Annotated in this window: 22 protein-coding genes and 1 other annotated feature; of the genes, 8 read left to right on the top strand and 14 right to left on the bottom strand. The window is 45.3% G+C overall.

Annotated elements, in window-relative coordinates:
• Nucleotides 1-28: 28 nt before the first annotated feature.
• Entirely contained in the window at nucleotides 29-1,288 is a 1,260-nt protein-coding gene (locus AC58QT_RS23195; protein WP_497411097.1) for a methyl-accepting chemotaxis protein, read from the bottom strand.
• 291 nt (nucleotides 1,289-1,579) lie between these two features.
• Here AC58QT_RS23195 and AC58QT_RS23190 point away from each other — a divergent pair, with 291 nt between their 5' ends.
• The gene (locus tag AC58QT_RS23190) at nucleotides 1,580-1,942 is read left to right on the top strand and encodes an O-methyltransferase (protein ID WP_497411096.1); all 363 of its coding nucleotides are present in this window, start codon (nucleotides 1,580-1,582) and stop codon (nucleotides 1,940-1,942) included.
• Nucleotides 1,943-1,973: 31 nt separating this feature from the next.
• Here AC58QT_RS23190 and AC58QT_RS23185 read toward each other — a convergent pair whose 3' ends face one another.
• From AC58QT_RS23185 to AC58QT_RS23175, 3 genes are read right to left on the bottom strand one after another with little or no spacing between them, the layout of a single operon-like run.
• Entirely contained in the window at nucleotides 1,974-2,804 is an 831-nt protein-coding gene (locus AC58QT_RS23185) for an ABC transporter ATP-binding protein (protein ID WP_310501539.1), read from the bottom strand.
• Nucleotides 2,805-2,837: 33 nt separating this feature from the next.
• A complete protein-coding gene (locus tag AC58QT_RS23180; protein ID WP_497411095.1) occupies nucleotides 2,838-3,887 on the bottom strand; it encodes a FecCD family ABC transporter permease in 1,050 nt (349 codons plus the stop codon).
• On the bottom strand, nucleotides 3,884-4,909 hold the full coding sequence (locus AC58QT_RS23175) for a FecCD family ABC transporter permease (RefSeq protein WP_497411094.1): 1,026 nt from the start codon (nucleotides 4,907-4,909) through the stop codon (nucleotides 3,884-3,886). Before AC58QT_RS23175 ends, AC58QT_RS23180 begins: the two co-directional genes overlap by 4 nt.
• Nucleotides 4,910-5,108: 199 nt before the next feature.
• On the opposite strand from AC58QT_RS23175, the gene AC58QT_RS23170 reads away from it, so the two are divergent.
• Nucleotides 5,109-6,107 carry an ABC transporter substrate-binding protein gene (locus AC58QT_RS23170; protein WP_497411093.1) on the top strand — a complete coding sequence of 333 codons (999 nt, stop codon included), beginning with the start codon at nucleotides 5,109-5,111 and terminating at the stop codon, nucleotides 6,105-6,107.
• 73 nt (nucleotides 6,108-6,180) lie between these two features.
• Here the strand turns inward: AC58QT_RS23170 and AC58QT_RS23165 are convergent, their stop codons facing one another.
• Nucleotides 6,181-6,417 carry an alpha/beta-type small acid-soluble spore protein gene (locus tag AC58QT_RS23165; RefSeq protein WP_056613391.1) on the bottom strand — a complete coding sequence of 79 codons (237 nt, stop codon included), beginning with the start codon at nucleotides 6,415-6,417 and terminating at the stop codon, nucleotides 6,181-6,183.
• A gap of 155 nt (nucleotides 6,418-6,572) precedes the next feature.
• On the opposite strand from AC58QT_RS23165, the gene AC58QT_RS23160 reads away from it, so the two are divergent.
• The 3 genes from AC58QT_RS23160 to ilvD all read left to right on the top strand — a co-directional run bounded on the left by AC58QT_RS23160 (nucleotide 6,573) and on the right by ilvD (nucleotide 9,556).
• Nucleotides 6,573-7,070 (top strand): hypothetical protein, encoded by a 498-nt coding sequence (locus AC58QT_RS23160; protein WP_497411092.1) that lies wholly within the window; start codon nucleotides 6,573-6,575, stop codon nucleotides 7,068-7,070.
• A gap of 1 nt (nucleotide 7,071) precedes the next feature.
• Nucleotides 7,072-7,722 (top strand): ribonuclease H, encoded by a 651-nt coding sequence (gene rnhA / locus AC58QT_RS23155; RefSeq protein WP_310501534.1) that lies wholly within the window; start codon nucleotides 7,072-7,074, stop codon nucleotides 7,720-7,722.
• Nucleotides 7,723-7,870: 148 nt separating this feature from the next.
• Nucleotides 7,871-9,556 (top strand): dihydroxy-acid dehydratase, encoded by a 1,686-nt coding sequence (gene ilvD, locus AC58QT_RS23150; RefSeq protein ID WP_497411091.1) that lies wholly within the window; start codon nucleotides 7,871-7,873, stop codon nucleotides 9,554-9,556.
• A gap of 349 nt (nucleotides 9,557-9,905) precedes the next feature.
• Here the strand turns inward: ilvD and AC58QT_RS23145 are convergent, their stop codons facing one another.
• Nucleotides 9,906-10,907 (bottom strand): permease, encoded by a 1,002-nt coding sequence (locus tag AC58QT_RS23145; RefSeq protein ID WP_497411090.1) that lies wholly within the window; start codon nucleotides 10,905-10,907, stop codon nucleotides 9,906-9,908.
• A 226-nt stretch (nucleotides 10,908-11,133) separates the two neighbouring features.
• Nucleotides 11,134-11,408, top strand: a binding site (T-box leader).
• A gap of 73 nt (nucleotides 11,409-11,481) precedes the next feature.
• Between AC58QT_RS23145 and trpS the strand changes: the two genes are divergently transcribed.
• Nucleotides 11,482-12,465, top strand: coding sequence for a tryptophan--tRNA ligase (gene trpS, locus AC58QT_RS23140; RefSeq protein WP_310501532.1), 984 nt, complete (start codon nucleotides 11,482-11,484; stop codon nucleotides 12,463-12,465).
• Between the two features lie 71 nt (nucleotides 12,466-12,536).
• Here trpS and AC58QT_RS23135 read toward each other — a convergent pair whose 3' ends face one another.
• A complete protein-coding gene (locus AC58QT_RS23135; RefSeq protein ID WP_310501531.1) occupies nucleotides 12,537-12,722 on the bottom strand; it encodes a DUF5325 family protein in 186 nt (61 codons plus the stop codon).
• A gap of 151 nt (nucleotides 12,723-12,873) precedes the next feature.
• On the opposite strand from AC58QT_RS23135, the gene AC58QT_RS23130 reads away from it, so the two are divergent.
• The gene (locus AC58QT_RS23130; RefSeq protein ID WP_397341622.1) at nucleotides 12,874-13,104 is read left to right on the top strand and encodes an alpha/beta-type small acid-soluble spore protein; all 231 of its coding nucleotides are present in this window, start codon (nucleotides 12,874-12,876) and stop codon (nucleotides 13,102-13,104) included.
• Between the two features lie 169 nt (nucleotides 13,105-13,273).
• Here AC58QT_RS23130 and AC58QT_RS23125 read toward each other — a convergent pair whose 3' ends face one another.
• Nucleotides 13,274-14,257 carry a metal-dependent hydrolase gene (locus AC58QT_RS23125; protein ID WP_497411089.1) on the bottom strand — a complete coding sequence of 328 codons (984 nt, stop codon included), beginning with the start codon at nucleotides 14,255-14,257 and terminating at the stop codon, nucleotides 13,274-13,276.
• 118 nt (nucleotides 14,258-14,375) lie between these two features.
• Here AC58QT_RS23125 and AC58QT_RS23120 point away from each other — a divergent pair, with 118 nt between their 5' ends.
• On the top strand, nucleotides 14,376-14,675 hold the full coding sequence (locus AC58QT_RS23120) for a hypothetical protein (RefSeq protein ID WP_497411088.1): 300 nt from the start codon (nucleotides 14,376-14,378) through the stop codon (nucleotides 14,673-14,675).
• A 53-nt stretch (nucleotides 14,676-14,728) separates the two neighbouring features.
• Here AC58QT_RS23120 and gerQ read toward each other — a convergent pair whose 3' ends face one another.
• From gerQ to urtB, 6 genes are all read right to left on the bottom strand, one after another.
• Entirely contained in the window at nucleotides 14,729-15,178 is a 450-nt protein-coding gene (gene gerQ / locus AC58QT_RS23115; protein ID WP_497411087.1) for a spore coat protein GerQ, read from the bottom strand.
• A gap of 161 nt (nucleotides 15,179-15,339) precedes the next feature.
• Nucleotides 15,340-16,029 carry a response regulator transcription factor gene (locus tag AC58QT_RS23110; protein WP_497411086.1) on the bottom strand — a complete coding sequence of 230 codons (690 nt, stop codon included), beginning with the start codon at nucleotides 16,027-16,029 and terminating at the stop codon, nucleotides 15,340-15,342.
• Nucleotides 16,030-16,248: 219 nt separating this feature from the next.
• The gene (gene urtE / locus AC58QT_RS23105; RefSeq protein WP_497411085.1) at nucleotides 16,249-16,944 is read right to left on the bottom strand and encodes an urea ABC transporter ATP-binding subunit UrtE; all 696 of its coding nucleotides are present in this window, start codon (nucleotides 16,942-16,944) and stop codon (nucleotides 16,249-16,251) included.
• On the bottom strand, nucleotides 16,937-17,728 hold the full coding sequence (gene urtD / locus AC58QT_RS23100) for an urea ABC transporter ATP-binding protein UrtD (RefSeq protein ID WP_497411084.1): 792 nt from the start codon (nucleotides 17,726-17,728) through the stop codon (nucleotides 16,937-16,939). The genes urtE and urtD overlap by 8 nt, the downstream gene beginning before the upstream one ends.
• Before the next feature lie 36 nt (nucleotides 17,729-17,764).
• Complete coding sequence (urtC, locus tag AC58QT_RS23095) at nucleotides 17,765-18,847, bottom strand: urea ABC transporter permease subunit UrtC (RefSeq protein ID WP_497411083.1); 1,083 nt, start codon at nucleotides 18,845-18,847, stop codon at nucleotides 17,765-17,767.
• 21 nt (nucleotides 18,848-18,868) lie between these two features.
• Nucleotides 18,869-19,774 (bottom strand): urea ABC transporter permease subunit UrtB, encoded by a 906-nt coding sequence (gene urtB, locus AC58QT_RS23090; protein ID WP_497288273.1) that lies wholly within the window; start codon nucleotides 19,772-19,774, stop codon nucleotides 18,869-18,871.
• Nucleotides 19,775-19,830 lie beyond the last annotated feature (56 nt).

The following is a 19,830-nucleotide window of genomic DNA, read 5'->3' as shown; positions in this document are numbered from 1 at the left end:
GGTCTCTAGGGGCTGTTTCCTTTATGTATTAAAGTTTAAATATCTGAATCGTCTGCTGCAGTTGGGTCACTACCCGCGTCATTTCTTCCGCTTGTGTAACGATGCCCTGCACCGTTGAAATTTGCTCATTCATCGAAGCGGACACTTCTTGCGTACCAGCCGCGGATTCTTCTGTAATGGCTGAAATATTTTCCATGGCAGCAGCAATTTGTCCTGAGCTTTGAAGCATGCTTTCGCTCTCTTCAGCGAAGCGTGTGATCTCTTCCGAGATAAAGCCGACGCTGCCAACAATCTCAGCAAATACAACTTCGGTTTGATCGATCAAGACGGTCTGCTTCTTAACGACATCTTCGTTCACTTGAATGCTGCGAATGGCATCTTGGATCCCTTGTTCAATGCTCTTAACGAAGCCGAATACTTCACGTGTTAGGGAAGTCGATTCTTCAGCGAGCTTACGCACTTCTTGAGCTACGACGGCAAAACCACGTCCATGCTCACCAGCTCTAGCTGCCTCAATGGATGCGTTAAGGGACAAGAGGTTCGTTTGTTCAGCAATCTCAGAGATGGACCGAGTTACATTCGTAATACCAGCTGCTTGGCGAGCAAGCATAGCAATCGTATCTGAAACCTGTTTAGTCACTTCTACATTTCGTTTCATACCGACGCCTTGGCTCTCAACCGATGTGCGTCCTTTTTCAACGAGGGTCATCATTTGATCCGAACGGTGTTTCATTTCTTGGGCAGATCCAGCATAATTGACAATTTTCACTTCAATATCTTTGGACGTGATGGAAACGCCTGAAATCTCCTCGGAGATTTGTCCCGCACCCGCTGCAAGCTCATGGGCCGAAATACTCACTTGTTCAAGAACAGTGCGGAAGCTTTCATTTTTCACATAGATATCACGACTTGTCTGGAAGACCTGTTTCGAAATGGTCCCTGTATCACGTAAAATATCGCGAAGCTTGTCAATCATTTTGTTAAAAGATTGACCTAGTTGACCTAGGGAATCATCACTTGTAATTGCTACTTTTTGGGAGAAATCACCTTTGGAGATGTTGAGCGCAATGCGAGAGATATCTGCAATGGGTTCTGTCAATTGAGCTTCAAACCAACGAATGAACGGAAAACTTCCTGCTAGAATAATTACTAGGAAAATAATGCCAAGTAAGCGGTTCCAGTCTGAGGCAAAAGTTACAATTAACATGAAAAGAGAGTTTAAACCAATTAGTGCAAAACAACCAAGTTGTAGTTTCTTTCTAAACGATAAGGATGAGATTTGTTCCAATCCGACCGACTCCTCTGCAAAATTTGTTAACATATGGAGAATAATATTAAGCATATTCGAAAATTATATCACTGAACTTGGAAACATTCTACAGTTTTTCGACATGAAACGTTCAGTATTTACAAGAAAATTGACATTTTCATTATTTGAATATAAAGAATATAGCGAATATTTCAAATATTGGCAATTAACTGTTGAATTATGTAAATTGAGTGGGTATAATGGGACTACAGTCACAAAAAATTAACATAATTTATAAATAAAAGTAATTTAAGGAGTTGTAGCTCAAAAATGGATCATTTTACACTCGCGAGACAAATTGATGTGGTATTTCGAAAGATCAAAGAAGAGCTTTCGCATATGAACTCCGGCACTGTATTTGTTCATATTCGGAACAACGAGATTGGGAAATTTGGCATTAAACACCTGCCGTTTGAAGGTACAGAAGGTGCATTGTCAGCGGTAGAAAATGCGGGGCTGACGGAGTTGCAATTTCAATCTTTCCGTCAGATGGCGATAGAGTCATTGAAGCGTAAGAAGAGCTGGACACACGGGGAAATTTTGTTCGACTTCGCGGTAAGAAGAAATGTCATTTCCGTTAGTGTAAGTTTAGAAAGCAATTATAATATGGCTACATACGCCAGAACGATTTAGCACTTATACCGTTATAAAAGAAGAACCCCTATCACAATTGTGATTGGGGTTCTTTCGTTAGCAGGATGCGACCCTTGCCATACGGAATGCACATTGGTGTTCCGAAGATCGGATCGGTGGTCACTTGGCAATCCATATCGAATACCTCACGCAGCAAGGAAGCATTGACAATGTCCTCTGGCTTGCCTTCGGCATAGATAGCGCCTTTTTTAATGCTGACAATGTGGTGAGCATAGCGACAAGCTAGATTAATGTCATGAAGGACCATGACAATTGTACGTTGTTCTCGCTCGTTCAGTTCGAATAGTAAGTCCAGTACCTCAATCTGATGCGTAAGATCTAGATAGGTGGTTGGCTCATCTAGGAGCAAGGTAGGTGTATCTTGAGCTAAGGTCATTGCAATCCATGCGCGCTGGCGTTGTCCACCAGAGAGTGAATCTACAGTGCGATCGGCAACCTCTAACATATCGGTAAGCTCAAGAGCCTTCATGACCTTGTTCTCATCCTCTTCACTCCATTGCTGCAGCCAGCTTTGATACGGATATCGTCCCTGTTTGACGAGTTGTCTGACGGTAAGGCCTTCTGGTGCTACAGGCCCTTGAGGCAGGATGGCCATCCGTCTAGCGACTTCTTTCGTAGACAGCTTAGCGATCTCATGGCTGTCCAATAAGATGCTCCCTGAGGTCGGTTTCATGAGTCTGGCCAGCGAGCGCAGCAGCGTTGATTTCCCACAGCCATTGCTACCGATAAAAACAGTTATTTTTCCCTTTGGGATTTGTACATCTAAGCTTTGAAAAATGGTTGTTTCTCCATATGTCAAGCGAAGCGATTGGGCTTCGAGAGCTGGGTCTAAGGTTGTCATGAGCTTGTTCTCCTTTGTCGTAAACATGGCGGCTTAACCGCGATTTCTACTTCGATATAGGACATAGATGAAAATGGGGGCGCCGATTGCTGCTGTGAAAACACCTGCTGGAATGTCGAGCGGTTTGAATAGGAAACGACCCGCTAAGTCAGCAAGCAATAGCAGCAGGGAGCCTGTTAAAGCAGAGACAGGTATCAAAGAGCCGAAGCTAGGACCAACTAGCTTACGTGAAATATGTGGGGCCATAAGCCCGATGAAGCCGATGGCTCCGCCAAATGCAACAGCAGCTCCAGACAAGGCAACACTGAGCATAATTAACAGGAATCTTTGACGTTGAACCCGGCTACCAACACTCATCGCGATGTCTTCACCTAGGGATTGCACGGTAATATGCCGCGCACAGATGAAGATGACCGGGATTAAAACAATAACCCAGGGTAACAAGGGATACACAGCTTTGGTCCACGATACACCGTAAATGCTGCCCGTCATGAAAGTAAGTGATTGCTGAGCAAGCACAATAGGGCCTGTAAGCATTAAGAGATAGGAGATTGCACTCATCGCAGCTGTAAGCCCCGTTCCAATAAGTACGAGTCGCAGCGGAGTTATGCCATTTTTCCATGAAAACAAGTACACCAGCAAGGTTGCAACGAATGCACCTAGAATAGCGGCGACAGGAAGCCAATGGATGCTGAGTTTATCTGAGAAAAAGAAGAAAAACGAAACAGCACCAAGCGATGCCCCGCCTGTTGTACCAATCGTATCTGGTGACGTTAGCGGATTGCGGATGATCCCTTGCAGAATCGCACCAGCGACACCTAACGATGCACCGATTAGGACGGCCATAATGACACGTGGTAGGCGCAAAGTTCGCACAATCATTGTACTGGAACCTTCTCCATTGCCAAATACAGCGCGTACAACATCCAATGGTTTAATCGTAATACTGCCGACACCTGTACTTATAATCATCATGAGGATGACGGCAAGTAATAGAGATAGAGTGATGATAATGGCTTTTTTGCTTATTAAAAAAGAGTAACTTTGGCTTCGGATTGTCACATCACGCTTGGAAGTGCTCATTTCAAGAGTCCCCCTTTGCGCGCGATATAAATAAAGAACGGAACGCCTAGAATCGCTGTCATAACGCCGACATGAACTTCTTTTGGCATAATAATAAATCGAGCACCAATATCAGCGCTTACCAAGAGGATACCTCCAAGTACGGCGCAATAAGGAATAACCCATCGATAATCAATGCCTACTAGAAAACGGACAATATGAGGAATCATGAGTCCGACGAAAACGATGGGACCCGCAACAGCGACGGAACCGCCAGCAAGAATGACAATAATAATTGCAGTAATTACTTTTATGTAAACCGTTTGTTGACCAAGCCCTTTGGCAATGTCGTCACCCATCGATAGCACATTAATATGAGGAGATAATACGATAGCGCCGATCCAAGCAAGCAGCATATATGGGTATACCGACTGCAGCATGGCCATGGTACGTCCTTCTACGGAACCAACAAGCCAGTATAAAACTTGCTCAAAAGCTTTGCCATTACCTAGAAGAATGCCTTGCGTTAGAGAAGCGAAGAATGCTGTCATCGCTGCACCGGCGAGCGTAATTTTCATGGGTGTTAAGCCGTCGCGTCCCAGCGACCCAAGCGCATAGACCAATGTAGCACTCACGGCAGCACCCAAAAAAGCAATCCAGGTAAATTGTGATAGTCCGGATACGTTGAAAAAGCTAATAGCGATAACAATGGCAAATGCAGCTCCTGAATTAATGCCAAAAATACTCGGCGAAGCGAGTGGATTTCGAGTCATCGCTTGCATAAGGGCACCGGCAACTGCCAAACTGCCGCCAACGAGTGCGGCAATTAATGCTCTAGGGATTCGTACAGTCTGAATAATGATAGATTCATTCGTTGGTTTGTCAGAAGGATCAAAGGAAGTAAGGATTTGATCCCAGGAATACGTTTTGAGGCCAAATCGGACACTGCTGAGCATTAATGCGATGAGCACACAGGCCGCAGCCAATAAACCAATGCTCTTATAAATACGAGAGAGACGTTCTGTCGTCGTTGTGGCATGCATGTTGGATGGTTACCCTCTTTCTTTCTACCTTTCAATGTACCTTTCTTGCTTCATTTATTTTAAAGATAACCGTACTTGAAGTCAATGAATATGAGAATCATTATCAAAAGTATTGACAAATAAGACCCGATTCTAGTAGTATGTGCTAGAGAATGAGAATCGTTATCACGATAATTCACCAAGGGGGAACCAAATTAATATGTTTAGTACAAATCGTCGCAAAATTGGAAGAGCGTGGGCTATGCTTGCATGTCTCTTTGTATTTAGTATGATCGTAACGGCATGTGGGGGCAAAGCTGACACGCAAACATCCTCTGCTTCTGCAGCACCGCAAGCAACAGCCAAATCGGATGCTCCTCGTACAGTTAAGCATGCTATGGGAGAAACAGCCGTTCCTGCTAATCCGAAACGTGTAGTTATTTTGACAAATGAAGGAACAGAAGCTTTGCTTGCGCTTGGTATTAAACCGGTTGGCGCTGTTGAATCTTTTTATGGCAACCCATGGTTTGACCATTTCAAAGCGGACATGCAAGGCGTTACAACAGTTGGCGTTGAAGGACAACCCAATCTGGAAGTCATCGCATCACTTAAACCTGATCTAATTATTGGTAATAAACTTCGTCAAGAGAAAGTGTATGAGCAATTGAAAGCCATCGCACCAACGGTGTTCTCTGAAACACTTCGCGGCGAATGGAAAAACAACTTCAGTCTATATGCGGACGCTTTGAATAAAAAAGCCGAAGGCGATAAAGTCATTTCTGACTACGATAAACGTATTAATGATTTTAAATCCAAAGCAGGCGACAAGTTGAAAGAAAAGATTGCTGTTGTCCGGTTCATGGGCGGTAAAACAAGATATTACTTTGATGATATGTTCTCAGGCGTAGTCTTCAAGCAGCTTGGATTCGCACGTTCGGATGCTAAGAGTGCTGAGAAATCTTTCGAAGACATTACGAAAGAGCGTTTAACAGAACTGGATAATGCAGATCGCGTCTTCTACTTTACGTATGAAATCGGTGATGGCAAAGGGAATAAACAAGAGCAAGAGTGGATGAACGATCCACTATGGAAAAACCTGAAAGTAGTCAAAGACAATAAATTGGTCAAAGTAAACGATGCAACTTGGAACACAGGCGGCGGAGTGAGATCGGCTAACATCATGTTGGATGATTTATACAAAATCTACGACATTAAATAATGTAAAAAAGGGCTTTCACCGAGTATCTACCCGGATGAAGGCCCTTTTGTTGCTTAAGTATTTTGGATCGAAATTATCTGCTGAATTTATTGCTTGTACCAGCAAGTTGTTGCTCAGCAATTTGAACGAGACGACGAGTGATGCTGCCTCCGATAGAACCTGTGTCATAAGACGTCATGTAGCCGTAGTAGCCATCTTGAGGAATTTGGATGCCCAATTCTTGAGCAACTTCATACTTCAATTGGTCTAGTGCTGATGAAGCTTGAGGAACTACCAAGGAGTTACTGCTGCGAGATTGTCCTGTAGCCATCTGATATCACCTCCAGTAATAGGTAGTATGAACAGTTTTGTTAATATTACTCATTATTTTTTTGGAAATTTTAGCCTTTTTTTAAAAGCTCAAAAGCAGGAATGTTTCGTCTTTGTTATAATGGAGAAATGACGTCGGGAAAGCGGGGAGAAAGCATGTTTGAATTAGCGATTAAGGGCTGGTCTTTAGATAAAGATTTACAAATTATTCAGGCGGACGTTCACATGTCTGTGGAAGATAGTCTACTTATTGAAGAACCTTTATGCATAGATGTTGGACTGCCAGCTTTGTTATACAGTGCGTTGCATGATACCGCACCAAACCGTTTTGCCCCAGCAGATCAATGGGAGCGGATGCCGTTCTTCGTCTGTGGCTGCGGCGACCCCGAGTGCAGAGGGTTCTCCTTCGTTGTACGTCATTTGGGAGGGGAGCAGCTGGAGCTTTCGTCTGTAGAAGAGCGAACGAATGGAACGTACCGCGAATTAGAGACGCATGTCATTCCTGCTCTTGAATACCGTCAGCAGCTTGTTGACATTGGCGAGACGTATCTGCGATTTATAGCCGAGTTGGATTACCGGCCCTATTTCCATGATACCGTGAAAGTCGTCGAAGAGCTTGTCGCACAATTACATCTTAAATTACGGAGTGAATGATATGGCGTCATCAGTGAAATTTTATGTGGTTTGGGTAGGGCACAAGCCAGGTGTTTACCGTTCATGGGCCGAATGCCAAGCCCAGACCAATGGCTATCCACAAGCCAAATTCAAGTCTTATGAGTCTGAAAATGAAGCCCGCCAAGCACTTGAGAAGGGCTGGCAAAAGTCGCTTAATTTTGCTGCGAAAGGAACTGGCACTCAAGCTGCAGGTAAAAAGTCTGCGACTCCAGAATCTGCGCCTGAGGTCGATTATGATAGTATTTCTGTGGACGTAGGCTGCTCAGGAAATCCAGGAATTGTGGAGTACAAGGGTGTAGACACACGGACCGGCGAAATCATTTTCTATCAAGGACCGATTTCGAAAGGGACGAATAATCTAGGGGAATTTCTTGCCATCGTACATGGACTAGCCTACTTAAAGAAAAAGGGAAGTAATCAAACCATTTATACCGATTCGGTGACTGCACTGAGCTGGATTCGCAAGAAAGAAGTATCGACTAATTTAGTTCGGGATACATCAACGGAAGAAATTTGGACATTAGTGGATCGCGCATTGAAATGGCTGCATACGAATACGTACACGAATAAAATCGCCAAGTGGGATACGAAAAAGTGGGGCGAGATTAAAGCAGATTTTGGCAGGAAGTAAATGGATGAATCGTGTTTGTGAGTTGCTGGCAAGCTGATTTAGAATTACTTTGATGCGTTATCACACTAAAGGGAGAAATATTGCGAGAAGTGTGGTATGATAGTTTCATTGTTTTCATAACAGATATGAATTCTAGGAGGAATCAAGTATGGCACATCCAAAACAGCGCAGTGACATGATTAAAAAAGGTTTTGACCGCGCACCGCACCGTAGCTTACTACGTGCAGCTGGCGTTAAAGAGGAAGATTTCGGCAAGCCTTTTATCGCGGTTTGTAACTCTTATATAGACATTATTCCTGGACATGTTCACTTGCAAGAATTCGGTAAGCTCGTGAAAGAAGCGATTCGCGAAGCAGGCGGGGTTCCTTTCGAGTTCAACACGATCGGGGTTGACGATGGTATTGCGATGGGGCATATCGGGATGCGTTATTCCTTGCCGAGCCGTGAAATTATTGCGGATTCCTTGGAAACGGTAGTAAACGCACACTGGTTTGATGGTATGGTGTGTATTCCTAACTGTGACAAAATTACACCAGGTATGATCATGGGTGCCCTGCGCGTTAACATCCCAACGATGTTAGTAAGTGGTGGACCGATGAAAGCTGGTAAAGATAAAAACGGTAAATCCATTTCCCTTTCTTCCGTATTTGAAGGCGTTGGTGCTTTCCAAGCGGGTAAATTGGATGAAGCGGGTCTGGAAGAGCTTGAACAATATGGTTGTCCAACTTGTGGATCATGCTCCGGTATGTTCACAGCAAACTCAATGAACTGTCTTGCAGAGGGTCTTGGATTGGCTATGCCAGGTAACGGTACAATTCTTGCTGTTGCTGAAGAGCGTAAACAATTCGTTAAGGATTGTGCAAAACAACTGATGGTTCTAATCGAAAAAGACATCAAGCCGCGTGATATCGTAACGATTGATGCGATTGATAATGCATTTGCTTTGGATATGGCGATGGGTGGTTCCACGAACACAGTTCTTCACACATTGGCAATCGCGGCAGAAGCGGGTATCGAGTATCCAATCGCTCGTATTAACGAAGTAGCAGAGCGCGTTCCTCACCTTGCGAAAATTGCTCCAGCTTCCGATTACCACATTGAAGATGTGCATTTGGCAGGCGGTGTGAGTGCGGTAATTAATGAGTTGCTCAAAAAACCAGGTGCTTTCAACGGTGATTGTCTATCCGTTACGGCACAAACACTTCGCGAGAACGTGGCTGGACGTGAAATTCAGAACTTTGACGTGATTCGTCCACTTACGAACCCGCATAGTGATCGTGGTGGTTTGGCAGTTCTGTTCGGTAACTTGGCTCCTGAAGGCAGTATCGTAAAAGTTGGTGCTGTTGATAAGTCCGTTGGTGGACGTCACGTAGGCCCAGCGATTTGCTTTGACTCCCAAGACGAAGCATTGTATGGTATCGCAAATGGCAAAGTAAAAGAAGGACACGTTGTTGTCATTCGTTATGAAGGACCAAAAGGTGGACCTGGTATGCCAGAAATGTTGGCACCAACGTCACAAATCGTTGGTATGGGTCTTGGCGCGAAAGTAGCTTTGATCACAGATGGACGTTTCTCCGGAGCATCCCGCGGTATCTCACTAGGACACATGTCCCCAGAAGCTGCTGAAGGTGGACCACTTGCTTTCGTACATGATGGCGACATCATCGACGTAGACATGGATGGACGCAAAATCGAATTGCAAATCAGCGATGAAGAGTTTGCCAAACGTCGTGAGTCATGGGCTGGATTCCAACAGAAGATTACTTCTGGTTACTTGGCTCGTTATACTAAAATGGTAACGAACGCAAGTGCTGGCGCGATTTTGAAAATCTAATTTTTTGCAAAATTAAGGCCCTATCCGACTTGTGTCGGGTAGGGCCTTTTGTGCGACTAATGGATGTGGAACATGTTATACTCACTATCCCCTAAGCTCAGTTTTTCTAACGCAAGCTGTGGGGTGGAATGATCACTGATGCTACCATCATATGAGCACTATCCCCTAAGCTCAGTTTTTCTAACGCAAGCTGTGGGGGTGGTGGTCACTGATGCTACCATCATATGAGCACTATCCCCTAAGCTCAGTTTAGCCTTCATGGAACTGACAACCTGAGCGAAAGGGATAGTGCCCATAGATTTAGTTCTCGTGACACTCCACGTAACACGTAACTTGGGTATGTTCCCATTCAAGCCAGAAAAAAATGCATAAACAGAAGCGATCCACTCAAGACTGTTATCCCCACGACGATCGATAAGGTGAGGACGAAACGTGCCTTGAAGATCGATAGCATCATCAAGGTGCTCTTCACATCGATCATCGGGCCGAACACTAGGAAAGCGAGCAGAGAGCCCGGTGAGAACGATTTGGCGAAGGAAGCAGCTACAAAAGCGTCTGTCGTTGAGCATAGCGAGAGCAGATACGCGAAGCCCATCATGAACACATGCGAGACGAAGGCGCCTTGGCCGATGGCGCTCAGGCTATCCTGTGCCACGAATGTCTGAATTAGCGCGGTCAGCAGCGCACCTATCATTAAGTACTTGCTCATCTCGAAGAGCTCGGAGGAGCCGTGACTGATCATCGTCATGACGCGACTATCACCGTGAGCGTGGTTGTGACCATGATGATCGTGCTGGTGTCCGTGATTATGATGTTGATGCACATGGTTATGCTCGTGCTTGTGGTCATGATCATGGCTATGATGATCATGTTGGTGAGCATGACCATGTGTCTTGCTTGCGGCCGGCTCAATTGGATGGCGCAACGGATTGCTTTTGAGGAAGCGCGTGAGCAGGAAGCCAATCACAAGCGCAACGCCAAAAGTGAGCCCCATGCGTGAGTAGGCCATGGCTGGGTCGCCTTGGAAAGCCATCCACGTGGAAGCGAAAACGATGGGGTTAAGGATGGGGCCGACTAGAATGAAAATGACGGCGATGTAGACAGGCATCCCTTTGCGCATCAGTCTACGGACGAAAGGGATCATGCCACACTCACAAAGGGGAAACATAATGCCTAGCACACAGGCAAATAATATGCCCCCGATAGGGTGTTTAGGTGTCATTCGCTGAATGACGCCTTCAGGAATGAAGTTTTCTACGATCGTAGATAGCAGTACGCCGAGAATCATGAAGGGAAGGGCGTCTAAGAAGATGTCCAGAAAAGCCATAAACACTTGGCTGATTGGCTCCATGATCATCCCCAGAGGGGGGAGTTGTCTTGTTGTCACGATCAGAAACAAGAGAAATACGCAAATCACCGTGGAAACGGGAAGGCTCCATCGGTATAGAGTTGAGGACAATGCATTGACACCCCTTTGCCGCAAGGATTGGTATGTATCTATCCTATGTACATGCTAGGCTATCTAGGACAATGTCCTCGATTGACATTGATCTTTAAGGGTGTATAATAATAGAAAATCAATTGCGATGATAGGAACAAGTACGTTTGTTTTTTTTCGTTTCTCAGAGAGCCGGTGGTTGGTGCGAACCGGTGAAACAAGCAAACCGAATGGATCCTTGAGCTTGAAGCTGAACGCTGTGTAGAATCACCGGAACCTAGGCCGGATTAAAACCACAGTTAACTATGCTAAACGGTAGCTCTCCGTTATCAGAGCCTGAAGGTTTACATGCGCATAACTTTGGTTTATGCAGGTAGACAAATTAGGGTGGTACCACGGTCTCTCGTCCCTTGCGGAGGGAGGCTTTTTTGTTGTCTTTTTTACCGATACGAATGAGAAGAAGTGAAAATCATAGGAGGTTTTTGAGATGAAACGTGTATTATCTGGCATGCAATCCAGCGGTCAGCTGACGATTGGTAATTATATTGGCGCACTACGCAACTTTGTGAAGCTGCAGGAGCTCCACCGTTGCTATTTCATGGTGGTTGATATGCACGCAATCACAGTGCCGCAAGATCCTGCGGCGCTCCGCGAACAAACCGAGTCTATCGCTTCGCTTTATATTGCTTCGGGTCTAGACCCGAATAAGGCATCTGTCTTCCTGCAGTCCCATGTTCACGCACATGCGGAGCTAGGCTGGATTATGACGACGCTAACCCATATGGGCGAGCTGGAGCGCATGACACAATTTAAAGATAAGTCAGAAGGCAAGGAATCCGTGGGTGCAGGGTTATTCACCTATCCGTCGCTAATGGCAGCAGATATTTTGCTGTATAATGCGGATTTAATTCCTGTTGGCGACGATCAGAAGCAGCATTTGGAGCTGACGCGCGATTTGGCGAACCGTTTTAACAACCGTTTTGGAGATATGTTTGTTATGCCACAACCTTATATGCCAGAAGTTGGCGCAAGAATTATGTCACTAGATGATGCATCAAAGAAAATGAGTAAGAGTAGCCCGAATGCCGGTAGTTACATCGCGATGCTCGATGAGCCAGCCGTGATTCGTAAAAAGCTTAGTCGCGCGGTTACGGATTCTGGGCGAGAGGTCAAGTATGATCCTCAGAACAAGCCTGAGGTAAGTAACTTGATGTCGATTTACTCACACTTTGCGGATATGAGTCTGGCTGAAATTGAAGCTAGATACGAGGGACAGGGGTATGGTCCATTCAAAAAGGAGCTAGCTGAGCATATTGTTTCTGTTTTGGAGCCAATTCAGCAACGCTATCGTGAGATTCGCAGTTCGGGAGAAATTTTTGAGATTTTGAAAAAAGGTGCGGATGAAGCTGCAGAAGTTGCCAATCAAACGCTGCTTGAAGTGAAGAAACGTATGGGCTTTATTGTACGATAACGTATAAAGTCATCTATACAACCAAAAAAAGCTCGAAATCCCTAAGATCGCGGATTTTGAGCTTTTTTAATTTACTCGCTAGGTGTATTTTTACGACGCATCTTAGCCTTCACAGCAAAACCGTAACCGATAAATCCTAACGATATAAGCGTGAAGAGGAGTACCATCCAAGGCTCTCGAAGAGCAATGAAAAGGGAGATAGAAGCGAGCAGCAGCGTACCTACAACTGCGAATAGGAGTGCGAGTGGTTTACTCATAGGTGTGACCTACTTTCTAGAAGTTATGGCTATGATCTTATTTTAAACTTTTTTTAACGCTGTGCATATAAATTCATTTCCTCCACATACTATCTTTGCAAGCTTGCAAATACATCAAAGATTATAGCTGACTGAAAGGAGTACGATCCTGATGGCACAATCTCGTAGCAGTAACACACTAGTCGTTCCGCAAGCCAATCAAGCTTTAGATCAATTGAAATATGAGGTAGCTCAAGAACTGGGCATTCAAATCCCTCAAGATGGTTACTATGGCAACATGGCAACCCGTGATACTGGTTCTATTGGTGGTGCGATTACTCGTCGCTTGGTACAAATTGCTGAGCAATCGCTCGCGGGACAATCTGGGTCTAACTACCGTTAACTTAGAGTCTCCGTACTAGCATACCCGAAATATGTAATAATAAAGCTCAGGAGCCTAAATAGCTCCTGGGCTTTTGGTGCGTAATCGAAAGATCAACAATGAAAAAGAAAAAGACCCAGGCAACTTGCGCATGGGCCTCGCTCGATGTTGGATCTCAGTTAATGAACTTTCAGTAAAGATCGACCTTCAGTTTCTTTCCAAGCTTGGTGTCGTTCACCCAACCTACATAAGAATCAAGGGTTTGGAAGTTATGATCCATCAGGATGACGCCGACGAATGGGTATTGCTTACGATGACGATAGCGGACATCTGCCCATCTCACTTCATAGCCCCATCGATGTTCTTTGACCTCAGCGGAGGTGAAAGAGGAGAAATAGAGGAGCGATTGAATGTCCTCATGGTGCTTGGAAACCTCGATAGCCGGGTGCTCTGCACAAGTAATCGTGTCCAACCACTTGAGCTTGCCATTCTTGAGCTCGCCTAATTGATACGTGCCATCAGCGCACTCTTTGACGACATTCCAGACATAGAGATTGAATGTTACAATAAGCGTATATTTGTCACCGGGTTGATAGGTCGCATCTTTGCGATAGAGACCTTTTTCGATAATGGCATGGTCTAAGGTTCGCCAAATGTAATAAAGCGCGAGTAAGCCGTACAAGGTTGGGAAGATGAATTGTGGTCTAGCGAGATCGAAGGACCACATGAAAATCGCAGCAATGTGACTTGTGAAAATAAATGGATCGAAGATGTGAATAATGTTCCAAGATACCCATTTTTCCGAAAAAGGTCGAAGGGCTTGTGTGCCATAGGTATTGAAACAGTCGGTAAACACATGCACACAAACGGCGATGCCGATCCACATGGCCAGATGTAAGAAGGAAATACCATGGAAAAATGGCGCAAGAGCACCAGTAATCAGTAACGTCCATAAGGGAAGGGCTGGCAAGGAATGTGAGCGACCACGGTGATTACGAATATAGACGGCATTTCCCTTGAAACGGAGAAGTCCATCAATATCAGGAATCTGAGAACCGACGACAGTTCCAATAAAAACAGCCGTCGTTGCTGCAGTACTTGCAGAAATGCTCGGGTCAATTTGTGAAAGGCCTGCTAAACCTAAGCCGATGACGAGATGAGTGCCTGTATCCAACTGGTTTTCCTCCTAAGTGTTTCTGTACATAGTTTGTCTGCAAAGTGGTGGGTTATTTAACATCTTCCTCTTAGTTTACCATTTTAGAGTAAAAAATAAATCAGAAGGAGATCTAAAAATGTCTAAAGTTTTTGTAGAGTATGCCATAAAATCGGAGTATCGGGCCTCATTTCTCATCTATATGCAAGGACTTCAGCGGCGGGAAGGGCGTTTGGAGCTATTGACGGGAACAGATCAAGAAGGACTTTTTGTAGAAATTTGGCATGATGTAACGTATGAAGACTACCTGAGCATGAAGGAAGTTCGATTAAACGTAGAGCGATTGCGTGATGGGCAACATGGTGATTGGGAGCAATGGATCAAAGGCGGCATTCAAAAACTGCACATGTGGCATTTTTCGTCCGTTACATATTCTTAAACAAAAAAACCGTTGCTCTATCAGAGCAACGGTTTTCGTATGGGATTCAGCGATTATCTGGAGATTACTCCTCCACGGAAGGGATAGCTGTAATTGAGTTCTTCATCGAATGTAATGTAATCCAGATTCACCATAAGTAATAGGAAACGCATGCCAGTTACAGGGTCGCTGATGATGATATGATCACGGCCTGCAGCCTCCAATCTTCCTTTGAAAATCTTGGCGTTCCACTCGGAGTTATTTTCATAAGTCATGTAGATGGTGGCCATTTTACCGAGGTTCAAACGCAGGATATTTTCAATGTATGACTCTTCCACTGGAAGGCCAGGGATATTAACGCCTGTTTGTAATCCGCTTCCTGGTGGCGTAAGAACAGATCCCGCTGGCGTTTGGGGAACAACTTTATTCGTAATGTTAGTCGGGACAGGGAATGCCGGATAGGGACTGCCGTATGGCATTTGCGGCATCGCTTGATTACCTATTTTGTAAGGGTTATTCAACATGATGATAATTTCCTCCTTGAGCTTTCAATATGAAAGCTTCCTTCATTTGATGTGTTTTAACGATCTAAAAGGTCATTTTCCATAATCATCATATTGTGCTAGTGCCTATTTGGTGACGAATTTGAAAGGAATTCACAAAACAAAAAAGCTCCCGAAGGAGCTTACGTGAATAGAAATTTATAACCGACACCCCACACGGTTTTGATGTGCTTGGGTTCTTTAGGATCATCTTCAACTTTTTTGCGAAGGTTGGCGATATGCACATCGATTGCACGTTCCGTTACTTGGGAATCAAAGCCGCGAACACGGTTCAACAACTCTTCTCGACTGTATACTCTGCCTTGATTTTGCCAGAAAAGCTTCATAATCTCGAATTCGGAGAAGGTTGTTTCAATATTCTTGCCGTCAACGTAGAGACAGCGTTTCTCGAAATCCAATTGTATCCCTTGTTGTTTAAGTTCGGTAGACGATAGAGACTGTTGTGTAAAGGTGTTGGAACGGCGAAGTAAGGCTTGAATTCTGGCGGACAGCTCTCTCATCGAAAACGGTTTGCATAAATAGTCGTCAGCACCCGTCTGAAGCCCCTTAACACGATCTGAAACTTCGTTCTTGGCAGATACCATTAGAATTGGAATGTTTGAGGTATGACGAATCGTCGTACATAGGTGTATCCCATCCATATCGGGCAGCATGAGGTCAAGAATAATCATATCAGGCTGAAATTCTCGAAATAAGGCTTCACCTTGTCTGCCATTCTCCGCACGTTTCACTTCATAGCCATCTTCGTATAAGTAAATGGACATCATTTCACCGATACTTACATCGTCTTCAATAATTAAAATTTTAGACATACAGGTTCCCCTCCTTTTCCTTTAAAAGGCTAGGTGCTCGCTATGCCCTCCGCAATAATCGATCCTATCTATATGACATGTTATCCTATCCATTTTGTGACGTCCAGTTTTAACTTTATTTTTGAACGAGAAAAAAAGAAGCCCTTCGTAACTTTAACCCTCGGTACTCAGGTCAAGTTAGCCAGCTTCTTGGGGGTAAGGTGATAAAGAATAAAACAATCATACGGTCAAATGCTTTCGGACAAGATCTTCGCTTAAATGCTCCGCTTTCCCTTCGGCGGCAATGGTGCCGCGGTCGAGAACATAGTAGTAATCCGCAATACTTGTGGCGAATTCTAAGCTTTGTTCGACTAGGAGCACCGCAATTTCTCGATTGCGCTTAATTGTTTCAATGATGGCTTCGATCTCCATGACAATAGATGGCTGTATCCCTTCCATGGGTTCATCCAGCAGCAACAGCTTAGGTCCTGAAGCTAACGCTCGTGCGATAGCTAGCTGCTGCTGCTGACCGCCGCTGAGGTCGCCACCTTTGCGATGAAGCATTTGGTGAAGAACCGGAAACGTATCAAAGAGAGTTTCAGGCAATTTCTTGCGGCGATCAGCCGCGGCCTCGAGGCCTAACATGAGATTTTCCTCAACAGAAAGTTGGGGAAATATTTCCCGGCCTTGTGGCACATAGCCGATACCGGACTTCGCGCGGCGATCTGGTGAAGAGGAAGTTATGTCATTGTCCATGTAGTGGATATGGCCAGATCTTGGCTTAATGAGACCCATAATACTCTTCATCAGTGTTGATTTGCCAACCCCGTTGCGCCCCATTAGGCAAACGATCTGACCGGGTCTTACTTCAAGGTTGACGTTGCGAATAACCATGCTCTCACCGTAGCCGGCTTCTATACTCTGTAGTTTAAGCACCGCGCTCAACTCTCCTTCCGAGATAAACTTCCGCTACTTTATCATCATTCTGTATGTCTTGCATGGTGCCTTCTCGAAGGACCGTTCCTTCATGAAGTACGGTTACCGTTCTAGCGAATTGGCGTACGAACTCCATGTCATGCTCAACGACAATAATCGTTTGATTCTCTGCGATCTCATGAAGCAGCTCGCCGGTTTTCTCTGTTTCACTGTCGGTCATGCCCGCAGCAGGCTCATCGAGCAGCAACAGATCAGGCTCTTGCATCAGCAGCATGCCGATTTCGAGCCACTGCTTCTCCCCATGGGAGAGGGAGCCTGCGCGTTCTTTCGCTTTACTCTGCAGGCCGATCATGCCAAGCCTGAGGTGGAGGCGTTCTCTTTGTTCGCTAGTTGTTTTAGCCCAGAGCGCGCTGAGGAGGCCGCGCTGCTGCTTCATAGAAAGTGCCAGATTCTCAAAAACCGTTAGGGTAGAGAAAACCGTAGGTGCTTGGAATTTACGTCCAATACCTAGCTGGGCAATCTGGTGCTCTTGGTGCTTGGTGAGGTCAATCGCTTCTTTGAAAATGACATGGCCTTGGGACGGCTTTACTTTGCCGCAAATGACATCGAGCAGCGTTGTCTTACCGGCACCGTTAGGGCCGATAAGAAAACGGAGTTCGCCAGACTTTAACGAGAAATCTAGATTTCGCAAGGCTTTGAATCCGTCGAAGTTCACCTCAAGTCCCTTGACGCTCAGGATGGTCTCGTCAGTTGTCGGTTGTTGTTTCGCTAATTGTCCTAGCATTGAAATGTTCCCCTTTCTGGTTTTCATAAGCAGAGTTTACGTTTCTATGACTTCTTGCGATGAAGTGATAATTTTGGGATGGCTATTTCTTTTCCATTTAGGGAGATAGTGCGTCAATGTGCCCACGATTCCCTTCGGTAAGAGGAGAACAACTATGATGAACATGGCTCCCATCATGATTGGCCACCAAGCGGGATAAGCTTCGCTAAACGTCGTTTTGGCTGTATTGGTAAGTAAGGCCCCAAGAACGGCACCGCCAATGGTTGAACGACCGCCAATAGCTACCCATAGCACCATTTCAATTGAGGGTACAATCCCCATTTGCGCTGGCGAGATAATACCTTCTTGAAGTACGAAGAGTACACCCGCAAGTCCAGCTAAGCCCGCCGAGACGCAATAGATGAAGACTTTATACGTGACGGGATTATAGCCGATGAAGCGCACCCTGTTCTCACCATCCCGAATCGCAGTGAGGATATTGCCGAGTCGGCTGGTTACGAGCAAAGAACTCAGGATGAGAACGACGAGTACAACGGCTAAGGTGAGATAGAAGAATATCAGTTTGGTCGATTGGGATTGCAGGTTCAGGCCAAGAAAGGTTGTAAAATTCGTCAAGCCATTCGTGCCGCCTGTATAACCTTGCTGACCGACGAACAGTGTTACGGTAATGATGACTAATGCTTGCGATAAAATGGAGAAGAATGCTCCTTTAATCCGATTGCGGAAGGTGAAATAGCCAAGGATGAAGGCGACAATCATCGGTACTATGAGCGCTAACAGGAACGCTGCTGTTGCACTGTGAAACGGTACCCAGAACCACGGTAAGCTTTTGACACCGCTCCAGGACATGAAATCAGGCAATTGATTAGGCGTGGAAGAGAGCTTCAGATGCATCGCCATGCAATAAGCGCCAAGCCCAAAGTAAACGCCATGTCCCAGACTTAAAATACCGGTATACCCCCAGATTAAATCAATTCCGATCGCGATAATGGCATAAGCCAGGAATTTGCCGAGTAAGGATAAACGAAAGTCAGACAAGAACAGGGGGGCAAGCGCGATGAGTAATAAACCTATCCCATAGATGGTTAGTTTGAGCTTAGATTGTCTGGCAAAGAGCATAGATGAGGTCACATCCTTTCTTCAATCTAAGGATCTCGAACGCATCGTTACAAGTCCCATTGGTTTCCATTGTAAGAACGCGATGATCAGTGTAAATACAAGCACTTTACCGAGTGTAGCGCTGGTTGTATATTCCAAGGCGGTATTGAAGACGCCGATCCCAAGCGCACCAGCCACAGTGCCAATTAATTTGCCGATTCCACCTAGTACGACGACCATAAAGGCATCGACAATATAATAGGTGCCAATTGTAGGCCCGATTGGGCCAAGCAAGGACAACGCACAGCCAGCGATACCTGCCATGGCTGAGCCGAAAGCGAAGGACTGTGCATCGACTCTACGGGTAGAGATACCTAAACACGAAGCCATTTGGCGATTTTGCATAACAGCTCTCATACGTCTGCCGCCAGCAGAGTGGTAGAGATACAGATAGATGATGAAGATACATAATGCCACGAGCCCTAAGATAAAGAGTCTCTTATAGGGAAGGATCAAGTCTGCTGTTACATGCCATCCGCCTTCCAGCCATTGTGGTGCCTTAACGGCCACATTGGGTGCCCCAAAGATGGAGCGGGCAATTTGTTGCAGGGCAAGAGAGACACCCCAGGTAGCTAATAGGCTATCCAATGGTCTACCGTACATGAAACGGATGAGTACAACTTCGAGCAGCCAGCCAATGGCAAAGGCTACTACGAAGGCGACACCAAGTGAAACGACGAAATACCATCCGAATGCAGAGGCCGGTAAATAGGTTTGGAAGCCTTTTTGTACGAGGTAAGCCATATAGGCACCGATCATAATAAATTCGCCATGTGCCATATTCATTACATTCATGAGACCGAAAGTAATAGCGAGACCGATGGCGATTAAGAGCAGAATGGAGCTTAAGCTGAGTCCGTTAAATATTTGAAGCAGTAGCAAACTCATGACAACATCTCCTTTCTGAAGAAGCGGGAGTGAAATGATGAAATCCAGGACTGCGG

This window comes from Paenibacillus sp. J31R109 (assembly GCF_059692055.1).
The sequence above is the reverse complement of the archived record's forward strand: the minus strand, read 5'-3'. Positions and strand labels throughout refer to the sequence as shown.

Bases quoted from the DNA above. Each gene is read 5' to 3' on its own strand.
- AC58QT_RS23190 (WP_497411096.1), top strand. From the start codon at position 1,580: ATGGATCATTTTACACTCGCGAGACAAATTGATGTGGTATTTCGAAAG.
- AC58QT_RS23185 (WP_310501539.1), bottom strand. From the start codon at position 2,804: ATGACAACCTTAGACCCAGCTCTCGAAGCCCAATCGCTTCGCTTGACA.
- AC58QT_RS23180 (WP_497411095.1), bottom strand. From the start codon at position 3,887: ATGAGCACTTCCAAGCGTGATGTGACAATCCGAAGCCAAAGTTACTCT.
- AC58QT_RS23175 (WP_497411094.1), bottom strand. From the start codon at position 4,909: ATGCATGCCACAACGACGACAGAACGTCTCTCTCGTATTTATAAGAGC.
- AC58QT_RS23170 (WP_497411093.1), top strand. From the start codon at position 5,109: ATGTTTAGTACAAATCGTCGCAAAATTGGAAGAGCGTGGGCTATGCTT.
- AC58QT_RS23165 (WP_056613391.1), bottom strand. From the start codon at position 6,417: ATGGCTACAGGACAATCTCGCAGCAGTAACTCCTTGGTAGTTCCTCAA.
- AC58QT_RS23160 (WP_497411092.1), top strand. From the start codon at position 6,573: ATGTTTGAATTAGCGATTAAGGGCTGGTCTTTAGATAAAGATTTACAA.
- rnhA (WP_310501534.1), top strand. From the start codon at position 7,072: ATGGCGTCATCAGTGAAATTTTATGTGGTTTGGGTAGGGCACAAGCCA.
- ilvD (WP_497411091.1), top strand. From the start codon at position 7,871: ATGGCACATCCAAAACAGCGCAGTGACATGATTAAAAAAGGTTTTGAC.
- AC58QT_RS23145 (WP_497411090.1), bottom strand. From the start codon at position 10,907: ATGGAGCCAATCAGCCAAGTGTTTATGGCTTTTCTGGACATCTTCTTA.
- trpS (WP_310501532.1), top strand. From the start codon at position 11,482: ATGAAACGTGTATTATCTGGCATGCAATCCAGCGGTCAGCTGACGATT.
- AC58QT_RS23135 (WP_310501531.1), bottom strand. From the start codon at position 12,722: ATGAGTAAACCACTCGCACTCCTATTCGCAGTTGTAGGTACGCTGCTG.
- AC58QT_RS23130 (WP_397341622.1), top strand. From the start codon at position 12,874: ATGGCACAATCTCGTAGCAGTAACACACTAGTCGTTCCGCAAGCCAAT.
- AC58QT_RS23120 (WP_497411088.1), top strand. From the start codon at position 14,376: ATGTCTAAAGTTTTTGTAGAGTATGCCATAAAATCGGAGTATCGGGCC.
- gerQ (WP_497411087.1), bottom strand. From the start codon at position 15,178: ATGTTGAATAACCCTTACAAAATAGGTAATCAAGCGATGCCGCAAATG.
- AC58QT_RS23110 (WP_497411086.1), bottom strand. From the start codon at position 16,029: ATGTCTAAAATTTTAATTATTGAAGACGATGTAAGTATCGGTGAAATG.
- urtD (WP_497411084.1), bottom strand. From the start codon at position 17,728: ATGCTAGGACAATTAGCGAAACAACAACCGACAACTGACGAGACCATC.
- urtC (WP_497411083.1), bottom strand. From the start codon at position 18,847: ATGCTCTTTGCCAGACAATCTAAGCTCAAACTAACCATCTATGGGATA.
- urtB (WP_497288273.1), bottom strand. From the start codon at position 19,774: ATGAGTTTGCTACTGCTTCAAATATTTAACGGACTCAGCTTAAGCTCC.